The sequence below is a fragment of the Cellulomonas sp. Root137 genome, from assembly GCF_001426725.1.
Classification (GTDB): domain Bacteria; phylum Actinomycetota; class Actinomycetes; order Actinomycetales; family Cellulomonadaceae; genus Cellulomonas.
Genome location: NZ_LMFG01000001.1, coordinates 2,418,906 through 2,433,289 on the forward strand (window position 1 = coordinate 2,418,906; position 14,384 = coordinate 2,433,289).

Below are 14,384 nucleotides of genomic sequence, written 5' to 3' on the forward strand. Positions count from 1 at the left end.
GTCAGCGTGCCTGGACGATCCGGTGGGCGTCGTACGGCACGGCCCAGCCGAGCGCGTCGAACATCCTCGACAGGACGATCCCGGTGAAGCCCCACACGAGCCGGCCGTCCACCGTGAAGGCAGGCGTGCGGACGGTCCGGCCCCACCGCGTGTGCTCGACGCTCGCGCGGTTGTCAGGGTCGAGGAGGTCGGCGACGGGCACCCGGAACACGTCCACGGTCTCGGCGTGGTCGACGGCCGCGACCTCGGACGGGTGCGTCCACCACGCCGGCACCGGTGTGACCAGGTGGTTGCTCACGGGCACGGGGAGAGGCGGCAGGGTGCCGAGCACCTCGACCCCGGAGGCGTCGAGCCCGACCTCCTCGACCGCCTCACGCAGCGCGGCCTCCTGCGGTCCGGCGTCGGACGGCTCGAGCCGCCCCCCGGGGAACGCGATCTGCCCGGCGTGGTGCCCGAGCGTCCGGGAGCGCCGCTGGAGCAGCACGTCGAGGTCCCGGGCGACCGCGGGCGACCCGGTGCGAGCGGGGGCGTCGTCGAGGGCGCCGAAGAGCACCAGCACCGCGGCGGGCCGCGCGGTCGAGACGTCCTCGAGCACGCGTGCCGGGTCCACCCGCCAGTCGACGCCCCGGGCGCACAGGTCGACGAGCTCGGCGCGCGCCCCACCGACGTCCGGCGTCGGGTGCGTCATCCGCGCGCCCGGACGAGCTCCCCGAAGCCGGCGAACATCTTCTCCGCGGCCGGGACCAACCCGGGCAGGTGCCGAGCGCCGGCCGCGCGGATCTCGTCGATGTCGTCCTCCGAGAGCTCGCCGACCATGTCCGGCGTGGAGAGCCAGAGCTCGAGCATCCCGGCGTCGAGCTCGGGGTGGAACTGCAGGCCGAGCGCGCTGCCCGCCCGGAACGCCTGCACCGGGGTCGCCTCGGTCGAGGCCAGGAGCGTCGCGCCCGCGGGCAGGTCGACGGTGTCCGAGTGCCAGTGCAGCACGGTCGGCCGGGTGCCGAGCGCGCCGAGGACCGGGTCCTCGACGTCGATGTCCACGGGCGCGAACCCGATCTCGGTGGCGGCCCGCAGGTGCAGGTGCGAGCCGAGCGCCAGCGCGAGCAGCTGCATGCCGAGGCACACGCCGAGCACGGGGACGTCGGCGTCGACGGCCGCCGCGAGGAGCGCCCGCTCGGCCGCGAGGCCCGGGTGGCCCCGGTCGTCGTCGGCGTCCATGGGACCACCCATGACGATCACGCCGGAGACCTCGTCGAGAGTCGGCAGCCGCGCGTCCTCCAGGTCGAGGACCGTGCGCACGCGCAGGGGAGCGTCGAGCCCGCGCGCGATGAGCCCGGGGCCCTCGTGCGGGGCGTGCGTGATCACCAGCACGGGACGCATCCCGGTCACCACCCGTCGGGCAGCGGGCGCCCCTCCTCGTAGCCCGCAGCCGACTGGATCCCGACGACGGCGCGCTCGTGCAGCTCGTCGATCGTCGTGGCGCCGACGTAGGTCGCGGCCGAGCGCACGCCGGCGGTGATCGTGTCGATGAGGTCCTCGACGCCCGGGCGGCGGGGGTCCAGGAACATGCGCGAGGAGGAGATGCCCTCCTCGTACAGCGCCTTGCGGGCCCGGTCGAACGCGGAGCCGCCCTTGGTGCGGGCGGCGACGGCCCGTGCCGACGCCATCCCGAAGCTCTCCTTGTACAGCCGCCCGTTGCCGTCCTCGTGCAGGTCGCCCGGCGACTCGTGCGTGCCGGCGAACCAGGACCCGACCATGACCTGCGAGGCCCCGGCGGCCAGCGCGAGCGCGACGTCGCGGGGGTGCCGCACGCCGCCGTCGGCCCACACGTGCTTGCCCAGGCGCCGTGCCTCGGCCGCGCACTCGAGCACCGCCGAGAACTGGGGGCGCCCGACGGCGGTCATCATGCGCGTGGTGCACATGGCACCGGGCCCGACCCCCACCTTGACGATGTCCGCACCGGCGGCGATGAGGTCGCGCGTGCCCTCGGCGGTGACCACGTTCCCCGCGACCACCGGCACCTGCGGGTCGAGGGACCGGACGGCGCCCAGCGCGTCGAGCATCTTGCGCTGGTGGCCGTGCGCGGTGTCGACGACGAGGACGTCGACCCCGGCCTCGAGCAGCTCGAGGGCCTTCTGCTTGACGTCACCGTTGATGCCCACGGCCGCCGCCACGCGCAGGTGCCCCTGGTCGTCGACGGCGGGCTGGTAGATGGAGGAGCGCAGCGCGCCGATCCGGGTGAGCACGCCGACCAGCTCGCCGTCGCGCACGACGGGGGAGAACTTGCGGCGCGAGCCGTGCAGCTTCTCGAACGCCGCCTCCAGCCCGCGCAGGCCGCCCTGCTCGATGATCGCGAGGTCCACCGTGGTCGGGTGGGCGGTCATGACCTCCTCGACCTGCGTGAAGCGGTCGACCCCCTGGCAGTCGGCCTCGGTGACGACCCCGACGGGCTTGCCGTCGTCGACCACCACCGCGGCACCGTGCGCGCGCTTGCCGATGAGGGTGAGGGCGGTGTGCACCGTGTCGTGGCGGCTGACCACCACGGCGGTCTCCACGACGGTGTGCCGCGCCTTGACCGAGGCGACGACCTCGGCCACGACGTTCGTCGGGACGTCCTGGGGGAGGACGGTGATTCCTCCGCGGCGGGCGACGGTCTCGGCCATCCGACGTCCCGCGACGGCCGTCATGTTGGCGACGACGATCGGGACGGTGGTGCCGGTGCCGTCGACGGCGGTGAGGTCGACGTCGAAGCGGGAGGTGACCTCGGAACGCGACGGGACGAGGAAGACGTCGCCGTAGGTGAGGTCGGAGGTGGCCGCGTGGCCGGGCAGGAAGCGCATGGGTGTTCCCCTTTCCGATCCATGATAGTCGGTCGGACGTCCCTCTTCACGGGGCCTCCACAGGCACCTGACCAGCCTCGGCGCGTCGTCCGGCTCCGGTCCCTCTACAGTGTGGGACACAGCTTTCGGCGTCCGCAGTGTGCGGCATCGTCGCCGCACACCGGAGGAGGAGGCACCACCATGGGTCAGCTCGACCGCATCAGCTCCCCGGACGACGTGCGCCGGCTCACCGCGCGTCAGGCGGACGACCTCGCCGCCGAGATCCGCACGTTCCTGGTCGACCGGGTGTCCCGCACGGGCGGCCACCTCGGTCCCAACCTCGGCGTCGTCGAGCTGACCATCGCCATGCACCGCGTGTTCGAGTCGCCGCTGGACACCATGGTGTTCGACACCGGCCACCAGGCGTACGTGCACAAGCTGCTCACCGGCCGCCGCGACTTCTCGCAGCTGCGCAGCAAGGGCGGCCTGTCCGGGTACCCCAGCCGCAGGGAGTCCGTGCACGACGTCGTCGAGAACTCGCACGCCTCGACCGCGCTGAGCTGGGCCGACGGCATCGCCAAGGCCAACGAGCTCACCGGCCGCGGCGACCGGCACGTGGTCGCGGTGATCGGGGACGGCGCGCTGACCGGCGGCATGGCCTGGGAGGCGCTGAACAACATCGCGGCGGGCCAGGACCGCCGGCTCGTGATCGTCGTCAACGACAACGGCCGGTCCTACGCCCCGACGATCGGTGGCCTCGCCCACCACCTCGACACGCTGCGCACCACGCGCGGCTACGAGAACGTCCTGTCGTGGGGCAAGCGCACGCTGCGCCGCTCCGGGCCTCCCGGCCGCGCCACCTACGACGCGCTGCACGGCATGAAGAAGGGCATCAAGGACGTCCTGGTGCCGCAGGGCATGTTCGAGGACCTCGGCATCAAGTACGTCGGCCCGGTGGACGGGCACGACGTGAGCGCGGTCGAGCGGGCGCTGCGCAACGCCAAGGCGTTCGGCGGCCCGGTCATCGTGCACGTCATCACGGAGAAGGGCCGGGGCTACGTGCCGGCCGAGCAGGACGTCGCGGACCGGTTCCACGCGGTCGGCAAGATCCACCCCGAGACCGGGCTGCCCGTGGCGCCCTCGCGGTTCGAGTGGACCAGCGTGTTCGCCGACGAGCTGGTGCGGATCGGCCGCCGGCGTCCCGACGTCGTCGCCATCACCGCGGCGATGCTCCAGCCGGTCGGGCTCGCGCCGTTCGCGGCGGAGTTCCCCACGCGCGTGTTCGACGTCGGCATCGCCGAGCAGCACGCCGCGACGTCCGCGGCGGGGATGGCGTTCGGCGGCCTGCACCCCGTCGTCGCCGTGTACGCCACGTTCCTCAACCGCGCGTTCGACCAGATCCTCATGGACGTCGCCCTGCACAAGGCCGGCGTGACGTTCGTGCTCGACCGTGCGGGCCTCACGGGCTCGGACGGCGCGAGCCACAACGGCATGTGGGACCTGGCGATGCTGGGGGTCGTCCCGGGGCTCCGGCTGGCGGCTCCGCGCGACGAGGAGACGCTGCGCGACGCCCTGCGCACCGCGGTCGACGTCGACGACGCCCCCACGGTCGTCCGGTACCCCAAGGGCGCCCTCGTGGACCCGGTTCCCGCGATCGACCACCTGGACGGCATCGACGTCCTCGCCCGGCACGACGGCCCCGTGGACGCGGCGCACGTGCTCGTCGTGGGGTACGGAGCCATGGCGCAGACCGCGCTCGAGACGGCCGAGGTGCTCGCCGCGCACGGGCTGCGCGTGACGGTCGTCGACCCCCGGTGGGTCCTGCCGGTCGCCGGCGCGCTCACCAAGCTCGTGGGGGACCACGACCACGTGGTCACCATCGAGGACGGGGTGGTCGACGGGGGCCTCGGATCGGTGGTCGCGCAGCGTGCGCGCGAGGCCGGGATCGGCACCCCCGTGCAGGCGTTCGGCATCCCGCGGGAGTTCCTCGACCACGCCACCCGCGAGCAGCTGGTGACCGAGCTGCGCCTGCATCCTGCGGACATCGCGCGCGACACTCTCGCCGCGCTGGGGCTGTCCTCGTGATGACCCGCATCACACGGGGCCTTAGGTCCTGGGACGAATCCTCGTCGCCTCCGTAACGTCGAGGTATCAGCAACGTCGGAGGAGCGCAAATGTCCACGAGCACCGTGTCCGCGAACTCTCGGATCGAGCCCGCCGTGAGGCCGGCCTGGGAAGGTTTCGTCACCGGGCCCTGGGTGGACCGGATCGACGTCCGTGACTTCATCCAGCGCAACTACACGCCCTACGTCGACGACGCCTCCTTCCTGGCGGGACCGACCGCTCGGACGACCGGCATCTGGGCCAAGCTGACCGAGATGTTCCCGGCGGAGCGCGCCCGCGGCGTCTACGACATCGACCAGCACACGCCCTCGACGATCACCTCGCACGAGCCGGGCTACATCGACCGCCACCACGAGATCATCGTCGGCCTGCAGACGGACGCGCCCCTGAAGCGCGCGATCATGCCCAACGGCGGCTACCGGATGGTCGAGAAGGCGCTCGAGACCTACGGCTTCGCGCCGGACCCGATCGTCGGCGAGATCTTCACCAAGTACCGCAAGACCCACAACGACGGCGTGTTCGACGTCTACCCGCCCTCCGTGCGCGCTGCCCGTTCCTCGCACCTGATCACCGGCCTGCCGGACGCCTACGGCCGCGGCCGGATCATCGGCGACTACCGTCGCGTGGCCCTGTACGGCGTCGACGCCCTGATCGCGGCCAAGCGCGAGGACCGCGCGGACCTCGACAAGGAGCGCTCGTCGGAGGACGTCATCCGCGACCGCGAGGAGAACGCGGAGCAGATCCGCGCCCTGCAGGAGCTCAAGACGATGGCCGCCACGTACGGCTACGACATCTCCGGTCCGGCGACCACCGCCAAGGAAGCCGTGCAGTGGCTCTACTTCGCGTACCTCGGTGCGGTGAAGGAGCAGAACGGCGCGGCCATGTCCCTGGGCCGCACGTCGACCTTCCTCGACGTCTTCATGCAGCGTGACCTCGCTGCGGGCCGGCTGACCGAGCAGGACGTCCAGGAGCTCGTCGACGACCTGGTCATCAAGCTGCGCATCGTGCGGTTCCTGCGCACCCCGGAGTACGACGAGCTGTTCTCGGGCGACCCCACCTGGGTCACCGAGTCGATCGGCGGGATCGGCGAGGACGGACGCACCCTGGTCACCAAGACGTCCTTCCGGTTCCTGCAGACGCTCTACAACCTGGGCCCGGCGCCCGAGCCCAACCTGACGGTGCTGTGGAGCGACCGCCTGCCCGAGGGCTTCAAGCGCTTCTGCACGCAGGTGTCGATCGACACCTCCGCGCTGCAGTACGAGTCCGACGACCTGATCCGCGACTCCTGGGGTGACGACGCCGCGATCGCGTGCTGCGTCTCGCCCATGCGGGTCGGCAAGCAGATGCAGTTCTTCGGCGCGCGGATCAACCTGGCCAAGGCGCTGCTCTACGCGATCAACGGTGGTCGCGACGAGATGACCGGCAAGCAGGTGGCCCCCTCGGCGCCGGCCGTGACCGGTGACGTGCTCGACTACGACGACGTCGTGGCCAAGCTCGACGGGATGCTCGACTGGCTCGCCGAGACCTACGTCGACGCGCTCAACTGCGTGCACTTCATGCACGACAAGTACGCGTACGAGCGCCTCGAGATGGCCCTGCACGACCGCGCGATCCTGCGCACCATGGCCTGCGGCATCGCCGGGCTCTCCGTGGTCGCCGACTCCCTGTCGGCCATCAAGTACGCGGCCGTGCACCCGGTGCGGACGGTCGACGGCCTCATCACCGAGTACCAGGTCGAGGGCGACTTCCCGACCTACGGCAACGACGACGACCGTGCCGACGACATCGCGGTGTGGCTGGTCGAGCTGTTCATGACCAAGCTGCGCAAGACGCCGACGTACCGCAAGGCGCTGCACACGCAGTCGGTCCTGACCATCACGTCGAACGTGGTCTACGGGAAGTCCACGGGCTCCACGCCCGACGGACGCCGCGCCGGCCAGCCCTTCGCACCGGGCGCCAACCCGATGAACGGGCGGGACGCGCACGGGATGCTCGCCTCGGCACTGTCCGTCGCGAAGATCCCCTACGGCGAGGCGCAGGACGGCATCTCGTTGACCTCGTCGGTCATCCCGACCGGTCTGGGGCGCACCCGCGACGAGCAGGTCACCAACCTGGTCGGTCTGCTGGACGCGTTCATGATGTCGTCGGGCTTCCACCTGAACATCAACGTGCTCAACCGCGAGACCCTGCTGGATGCCATGGAGCACCCCGAGGAGTACCCGCAGCTGACCATCCGGGTGTCGGGCTACGCCGTGAACTTCGTGCGGCTCACCCGCGAGCAGCAGCTCGACGTGCTGTCCCGCACGTTCCACGGTTCGGTCTGACGGCTCCGACGATGGCGCAGACCACCCAGGTGCACGAAGCGGCGCCGTGGCCGGCCGTGCACCTGGGGCTGCCCCGGGCGCGGTCCGGGACGGCGGGGCTCTCCTCGATCGAGCTGGACCACGCGGCCAAGATGGCGGCGGTGCGGTCCGGGTCGGTCGGCTCGGTCCACTCGTGGGAGCTGGTCACGGCCGTGGACGGGCCGGGCACGCGCCTGACCGTGTTCCTGGCCGGCTGCCCGCTGCAGTGCCTGTACTGCCACAACCCCGACACCATGCAGATGCGTCGCGGCACGGACGTGACGGCCGACGAGATCCTTGCGCGGGTCGCCCGCTACCGCCCGGTGTTCAAGGCGACGGGCGGCGGCCTGACGATCTCGGGCGGTGAGCCCCTGATGCAGCCGGCGTTCCTGGCCAGGCTCCTGCGCGGCGCCAAGGCGATGGACGTGCACACCACGGTCGACACGTCCGGGTTCCTGGGCAGCCAGTGCACGGACGCGATGCTCGAGGACATCGACCTGGTGCTCCTCGACATCAAGTCCGGTCTGCCGGACACGTACCGCAAGGCGACCGGGCGTGCGCTGCAGCCCACGCTGGACTTCGGTGCGCGGCTGCGGGACGCGGGCAAGCGCACCTGGGTGCGGTTCGTGCTCGTCCCCGGGCTGACCGACGCCCCGGAGAACGTCGAGGCGGTCGCCGACCACGTCGTCAAGCTCGGGCCCGTCGTCGAGCGGGTCGAGGTGCTGCCCTTCCACCAGATGGGCCGCGACAAGTGGGACGAGCTGGGGATGCGGTACGAGCTGGCCGAGACGCAGCCCCCGGCCCCGGAGCTCGTCGAGCGCGTGCGCGCGACGTTCCGGGACCGAGGGCTCTCGGTCTACTGATCCGTCAGCCGGCGGCGGGCACGTTCGCGACGCCGTCCGGCAGGATCCGCCTGCCCAGGACGCGCTCGGAGTAGCCCGTGCGGTCCAGGTACGGCGTGAGCCCACCGAGGTGGAAGCCCCAGCCGGCGCCGAGGATCATGCAGAGGTCGATCTGCTGCGGGGTGGCGACGACGCCCTCCTCGAGCATGTGCCCGACCTCGACGGTGAGCGCGGTGAGCACGCTGTCCAGCACGCCCGCCTCGTCGAGCGGGGTGCCGGTCGTCTCGCGCGAGCTGTCGAAGACCGCCTGGATGGCGGGGTCGACCGGCTTCGGCAGCCCCTTGGCCCTCGCCGGGAGCACGACGGTCGTACCCTCCGCGACGAGCTTCTCGAGGCCGGGGGACCGGGGGAATCGGTCGCCGAGCTCCTCGCGCAGCGAGGTCAGCACGTGGAGGCCGACGGCCGGTCCGACCAGGTCGAACAGCTCGAACGGGGGCATCGGCAGGCCGAGGGGCCGTAGGGCGCGGTCCGCGACCTCGACCGGCGTGCCCTTCTCGACGGCGTCGACGATCACGCCGAGGAGCAGGACCAGCAGCCGGTTGACGACGAAGCCGGGACGGTCCGCCACCAGGACGGCCGTCTTGCGCAGCTTGGCGGCCACGGCGAACCCCGTGGCGAGCGCCTCGAGCGACGTGTGCTCGGCCTGGACCACCTCCACCAGCGGCATCGCGGCCACGGGGTTGAAGAAGTGCAGCCCGACGACGCGCTCGGGGTGCTGCAGGTCGGCTGCCATCGCGGAGACCGACAGCGCCGAGGTGTTGGTCGCCAGGATGGCCGTCGGGGAGATGACGGTCTCCAGCTCGGCGAAGACCCGCTTCTTCAGGTCGAGGATCTCGGTGACGGCCTCGATGACGAGGTCGCAGGTCGCGAACTCGGCGAGGTCGGTCGTGCCCTGGATCGAGCCGAGCAGGCGGCTGGCGGCCGACTCGCTCATCCGACCGGTCGACGTGAGCCGGTCCACGGAGGACCGCACCGCGGCGAGGCCCTTGTCGACCCGCTCCTGGTCCAGGTCGCGCATGACGACCGGGACGCCGAGGCGCTGAGCGAACAGCATCGCGATCTGCGCGGCCATGAGCCCGGCGCCGACGATGCCGACACGGGTGACCGGCTGCGCGAGCGAGCGGTCGGGGGCGCCGACCGGCTTCTTGCCACCGGACACGAGCCCGAACGCGTACACCGACGCGCGCATCTCGTCGCTCATGATGAGGTCGGCGAGCGCCTCGTCCTCGGCCGCGAACGCCTCCTCGCGTGAGGCGGTGCGAGCAGCTGCCACCAGGTCGAGCGCGCGGTACGGGGCCGGACGCGAGCGGTTGATGACCGCGTCGAGGCGCTGGCGGGCGGCCGCGACGACGCCGTCCCACACCTCGGCGGAGTCCAGCTCGCGGCGCTCGACGACGACCTCGCCGGACACCACGCGGGCGGCCCACCGGATCGACTCCTCGAGGAAGTCGGCCGGGTCGAGCACGACGTCCATGAGGCCGAGCGTGGTGGCCTCGACCGCCGCGAACGGCTTGTTGGCCGCAGGACGCGTGAGGATGACGTCGAGCGCCTTCTCCACCCCGACCAGGCGCGGGACGATGTAGGCGCCGCCCCAGCCGGGTACCAGGCCCAGGCCGGTCTCCGGGAGCGCGAGGGCGCGGACGTCGGAGGCCACCGTGCGGTAGTCGCAGTTGAGCGCCAGCTCCATGCCGCCGCCGAGCGCGACGCCGTTGACGAACGCGAAGGTCGGCACGCCCATGGTGTGCAGCAGCTCGTACGCGCGGTGCCCGTTCTGGCCGAGCTGCAGGGCGCCCTCGCGGCCGGGCACGGAGCCGATCTGGGTGAGGTCGGCTCCGGCGGCCAGGTAGTACGGCTTGCCGGTGACGGCGACAGCCACGATCTCGCCCGCCGCGGCACGCGCCTGCTGAGCCGTCAGGGTCGCGGTCAGCTCGGCCATGCCGAGCGGGCCGAGCGTCGTCGGCTTGGTGTGGTCGAGGCCGTTGTCGATGGTGACGAGCGCCAGCGTGCCGGCGCCGCCGGGCAGCGCGACGTCGCGGGCGAGCGCGTGGGAGACGCGCTCGGGGCGCGCGGTGGTCTCGGTGCTCACTTGGTGGCCCCCTCGAGTGCGTCGTAGTCGGCGTGGTGCGGGTTCTCCCAGATGACGGTGCCGCCCTGGCCCAGGCCGACGCACATCGTGGTCAGGCCGTAGCGGACGTCCGGGTTCTCCTCGAACTGGCGGGCCAGCTGGGTCATCAGGCGCACGCCCGACGAGGCCAGCGGGTGGCCGACGGCGATCGCGCCGCCGTACTGGTTGACGCGCGGGTCGTCGTCGGCGATGCCGAACGCGTCGAGGAAGGAGAGCACCTGGACGGCGAACGCCTCGTTGATCTCGAACAGGCCGATGTCCTCGATGGACAGGCCTGCCCGGTCGAGCGCCTTGACGGTGGCCGGCACCGGGCCGATGCCCATGATCTCGGGCTCGACCCCGGCGTACGCGAAGGACACCATCCGCATGCGCGTGGGCAGTCCCAGCTCGGCGGCGGTCTCCTCGGCGGCGAGCAGGCAGGACGCGGCGCCGTCGGTGAGGGGCGCGGCGGTCCCGGCGGTGACCCGGCCACCCGCACGGAACGGGGTGGGCAGCTTCAGGATCGCCTCGACCGTGGTGCCGGGGCGCGGCGGCTCGTCGGCGGTGGCCAGGCCCCAGCCGTTCTCCGGGTCGCGCAGCGCGACCGGGACGAGGTCGGGGTCGATCTTCCCGGCGGCCAGCGCCGCGGCGTACTTGGCCTGGCTGGCGGCGCCGTACGCGTCGGCCCGCTCACGCGTCAGGGCGGGGAACTTGTCGTGCAGGTTCTCCGCGGTCACGCCCATGTTGAGGGCGTCGTTGGCCACGAGGCGCTCGGACAGGAAGCGCGGGTTGGGGTCGGCGTCGAAGCCCATCGGGTGGTTCCCCATGTGCTCGACACCTCCCGCCAGCGCGACGTCCTGCGCCCCGAACCCGATGGCGGCGGCCGTGTTGGTCACCGCGGTCATCGCGCCGGCGCACATGCGGTCGATCGCGTAGCCGGGGACGGACCGGGGGAGCCCGGCGAGGACGCCGACCGTGCGGCCCAGGGTCAGGCCCTGGTCGCCCTGCTGCGTGGTGGCGGCGATGGCGACCTCGTCGATGCGCTCCGGCGGGAGCTGGGGGTGGCGGCGCAGCAGCTCGCGGACGGTCTTGACCGAGAGGTCGTCGGCGCGGGTGTGGGCGTACAGCCCGTCCTTGCGCGCGCGGCCGAACGGGGTGCGGACCCCGTCGACGAACACGACGCGGCGGACGAGGGCTGCGGGTCGCGGAGATGTGGTGGGCATCGAGCCTCCAGGGCGGGACGGCGGTGTCCGACGAGCACGCGAGAGCGGGCCCGTGACGGCCGACGCTACCCGGGCGGCCCGGGCGTTGCCAGCCATAAGTTACTCAAGAGTAACAGGGACGTTAGTCCTGGGGGAGGGTCGCGAACGCCTCGGCCAGCCGGTCCGCGACGAGGCCGATCTGCCACGGCCGCGCACCGCCCGCCTGCAGGAACGCGGCGATCGAGTCGGCATCGAGGCGCGCGGGCGGCGTCCAGCACAGCCGGCGGAGCAGGTCGGGCTGCAGCAGGTTCTCGGCCGGCACCTCGTGGGCGGTCGAGAGCGTGGCGACCACCTCGCGCGCGGCGACGAGGCGTGCGGCCGCCTGCGGGTCCTTCTCGGCCCATGCCCGGGGCGGCGGCGGTGCGTCGCTCTTCGGGCCGCGGACCGACGGGAGCTCGGCCTCGGGCGTCGCGAGGCCGCGGTCGATGGCCTGCTGCCACAGGACCGCGCGCCGGCGGGTTCCCTTTCCGGCGAACGCCGGGAGGGCGGTGAGCGCGGCGACGGAACCGGGCAGCGCCTGCGCCGCGGCGACGATCGCGTGGTCGGGCAGGACCCGGCCCGGTGAGATGTCGCGGGTGCGCGCGTTCTGGTCGCGCGTCTGCCACAGCTCCCGGACGACGGCGAGCCGGCGGGCGTCGCGGATCGCGTGCAGGCCGGACACGCGGCGCCACGGCTCGACGCGGGGCGGCGGCAGAGGCGCGGTGCGGACGGCCTCGAACTCCTGCGCCGCCCACTCGGCCTTGCCCGCGACCGCCAGGCGCTCGGCCAGCACCTCGCGGAGCTCCACGAGCACCTCGACGTCGAGCGCGGCATAGCGCAGCCACTCGGCCGGCAGCGGCCGGGTGGACCAGTCGACCGCCGAGTGCTCCTTGGCGAGGCCCAGACCGAGGGCGTCCGCCACGACGGCGGCCAGCCCCACCCGGTCGAGACCGAGCAGGCGGGCACCGAGCTCGGTGTCGAACACCCGGCTCGGTCGCAGGCCCTGCTCGGCGAGACCAGGGAGGTCCTGCGAGGCGGCGTGCAGCACCCACTCGACGCCCACCAGGGCGTCCGAGAGCGAGGACAGGTCGGGCACCGCGATCGGGTCGATCAGGGCGGTGCCGGCGCCCTCGCGCCGCAGCTGGACCAGGTAGGTGCGCTGGCCGTAGCGGTACCCCGACGCGCGTTCCGCGTCCACGGCCACCGGCCCGGTGCCGGCCTCGAACGCGGCGACGACGGCAGCCAGGGCCTCGGGCGTCTCGACGACGGGCGGGATGCCCTCGGCGGGCTCGGTCAGCATGACGATCTCGGGACCGGGGTCGACCGCGGAGGAGTCGTCGGGGTTCTCCGGAGGCTCGGATGCCCCAGCAGGGGCGCCGGGGATCGCCTCAGGTCGCATGAGGTCAACGGTAAGCGACGACGGGGACGCATCTGCGCAGGCCGCGCGGGCGGCGCGTACGACCGCGGGTGCGGCATCCGTACACGCGGGGGTCAGGACAGCACGCCGCCGCGGATGGAGATCGCCACCAGCTCGGCACGGTCGCCCGTGCCCAGCTTGCGGGAGATGCGGGCCAGGTGGCTCTTCACGGTGAGAGCCGAGAGGCCGAGGTCCTCGCCGATGAGGCGGTTGGTGCGACCGTCCGCGACGAGCTTGAGCACGCTGACCTCGCGTGCGGTCAGGTCGGGCAGCGGCGGCGGCGGAGCGGTCACGGCGGCTGCGCGCGGCAGGCTCGGCGTGGTGGTGCCGGCGACGACCCCGCGCAGGCCGCCCTGCAGCAGGATGCCCAGCTCGGGACGGCTGGCGCGGCGGGTGAGCACCACGACCCGCGGAGCTCCCCGGCGGCGGAGGTTGCGGACGAGGGGCGCCCCGTCGCCGTCGGCCACCTCGGTGACGACCACGCACATCTGCTGCGTGGAGGCGGGTGGCACGGTGCGGGAGCCGGGCACGCCGGGCCGCAGCTCCGGACGTCGCGCCGGGGCCAGGTCTCGTCGCAGAGGCTCGATGGTCACAGGCGAGTCATCGGCACCATGACCTGACGACTTGAGTCGGTTGCGTTGCGCGTGCCCCCCCGGGCTCGTGTTCAGCGCCTCGGCCCGAAGGCGACGACGCCGTCGGGCAGGGGTTCGAGTCCGGCTGCGGTGCACAGGAGGGTGCCCCAGGCCTGCAGGTGCGGGCCGAGATCCTCGTCGGCGGCGGTCCACGAGGCGCGGATCTCCAGCTCGGTCTGCTCGGACCGGCGCTCCAGCGCGCCGAAGCTCTGTGACAGCACCCGCGTGACGGTTCCCCCGGCGGCGTGCGCGTCGAGGCCGGACTCCTCGAGCGCGTCCGTGAACCAGGTCCAGGCCACCTCGGCGAGCATCGGGTCGGCGCCGACCTCGGCCTCGAGCGTCGCCCGGACGAGCGTGACCAGGCGGAAGTGCCCGTCCCAGGCCTCCTGGCCGGCCGGGTCGTAGAGGACGACGAACCGCCCGGACGCCAGCTCGGAGGCGGCGACGGACCGGCGGGCGGTGCGCACCTCGGCGGTGAGCGCGGCGGAGAAGGGCGCGATGCGTGCCGGGCCGGGCACCTCGTCGAGGATCACCTCGGGGCGGACGGTCACCCGGCGCAACGAACGCAGCGCGCTGACGAACTCGACGGGGACGTCCTCCGGACCAGCGGGTGTCACGTGGTGGAGCGTACGGGCGACGTGACCCGAACGGGTGTCCGGCACGCCGCCGCCGCCGGGCGGTCGTCTCGTTGTCCGGCACGCCGATCCCGACCCGGGCATGCCGGACTAGGCTGGCTCGCGCACCCAGCACCCTCGGACGTCGCCGCACCCGACCTGCGCCTGCACGTGCCCAGCACCTGCTCGCCG

General features: G+C 73.0%; 11 protein-coding genes. 3 read left to right on the top strand and 8 right to left on the bottom strand.

What is annotated here, in order from left to right; translation table 11 throughout:
* Position 1: 1 nt before the first annotated feature.
* From ASD18_RS11445 to ASD18_RS11455, 3 genes are read right to left on the bottom strand one after another with little or no spacing between them, the layout of a single operon-like run.
* On the bottom strand, positions 2 to 688 hold the full coding sequence (locus tag ASD18_RS11445) for a CoA pyrophosphatase (RefSeq protein WP_056090794.1): 687 nt from the start codon (positions 686 to 688) through the stop codon (positions 2 to 4).
* On the bottom strand, positions 685 to 1,377 hold the full coding sequence (locus ASD18_RS11450) for a type 1 glutamine amidotransferase (RefSeq protein WP_056092110.1): 693 nt from the start codon (positions 1,375 to 1,377) through the stop codon (positions 685 to 687). Before ASD18_RS11450 ends, ASD18_RS11445 begins: the two co-directional genes overlap by 4 nt.
* 5 nt (positions 1,378 to 1,382) lie before the next feature.
* Entirely contained in the window at positions 1,383 to 2,837 is a 1,455-nt protein-coding gene (locus ASD18_RS11455) for a GuaB1 family IMP dehydrogenase-related protein (RefSeq protein WP_056090797.1), read from the bottom strand.
* Between the two features lie 180 nt (positions 2,838 to 3,017).
* On the opposite strand from ASD18_RS11455, the gene dxs reads away from it, so the two are divergent.
* The 3 genes from dxs (at position 3,018) to pflA (ending at position 8,145) form a co-directional block, all read left to right on the top strand.
* Positions 3,018 to 4,901, top strand: a complete 1,884-nt coding sequence (gene dxs, locus ASD18_RS11460; protein ID WP_056090800.1) for a 1-deoxy-D-xylulose-5-phosphate synthase — start codon at positions 3,018 to 3,020, stop codon at positions 4,899 to 4,901.
* Positions 4,902 to 4,990: 89 nt separating this feature from the next.
* A complete protein-coding gene (pflB, locus tag ASD18_RS11465) occupies positions 4,991 to 7,264 on the top strand; it encodes a formate C-acetyltransferase (RefSeq protein ID WP_056090803.1) in 2,274 nt (757 codons plus the stop codon).
* Between the two features lie 11 nt (positions 7,265 to 7,275).
* Positions 7,276 to 8,145 carry a pyruvate formate-lyase-activating protein gene (pflA, locus tag ASD18_RS11470; protein WP_056090808.1) on the top strand — a complete coding sequence of 290 codons (870 nt, stop codon included), beginning with the start codon at positions 7,276 to 7,278 and terminating at the stop codon, positions 8,143 to 8,145.
* A 4-nt stretch (positions 8,146 to 8,149) separates the two neighbouring features.
* On the opposite strand, the gene ASD18_RS11475 is transcribed toward pflA, so the two are convergent.
* The 5 genes from ASD18_RS11475 to ASD18_RS11495 form a co-directional block, all read right to left on the bottom strand.
* Positions 8,150 to 10,270, bottom strand: a complete 2,121-nt coding sequence (locus tag ASD18_RS11475) for a 3-hydroxyacyl-CoA dehydrogenase NAD-binding domain-containing protein (RefSeq protein WP_056090811.1) — start codon at positions 10,268 to 10,270, stop codon at positions 8,150 to 8,152.
* Positions 10,267 to 11,511, bottom strand: a complete 1,245-nt coding sequence (locus ASD18_RS11480; RefSeq protein WP_056090814.1) for a thiolase family protein — start codon at positions 11,509 to 11,511, stop codon at positions 10,267 to 10,269. Before ASD18_RS11480 ends, ASD18_RS11475 begins: the two co-directional genes overlap by 4 nt.
* Before the next feature lie 121 nt (positions 11,512 to 11,632).
* Positions 11,633 to 12,928 (bottom strand): ribonuclease D, encoded by a 1,296-nt coding sequence (locus tag ASD18_RS11485; RefSeq protein ID WP_082573790.1) that lies wholly within the window; start codon positions 12,926 to 12,928, stop codon positions 11,633 to 11,635.
* Positions 12,929 to 13,020: 92 nt separating this feature from the next.
* A complete protein-coding gene (locus tag ASD18_RS21845; protein WP_369817269.1) occupies positions 13,021 to 13,539 on the bottom strand; it encodes a LuxR C-terminal-related transcriptional regulator in 519 nt (172 codons plus the stop codon).
* Positions 13,540 to 13,610: 71 nt separating this feature from the next.
* Positions 13,611 to 14,195, bottom strand: coding sequence for a DUF3000 domain-containing protein (locus ASD18_RS11495; protein WP_056092118.1), 585 nt, complete (start codon positions 14,193 to 14,195; stop codon positions 13,611 to 13,613).
* Positions 14,196 to 14,384: the final 189 nt, after the last annotated feature.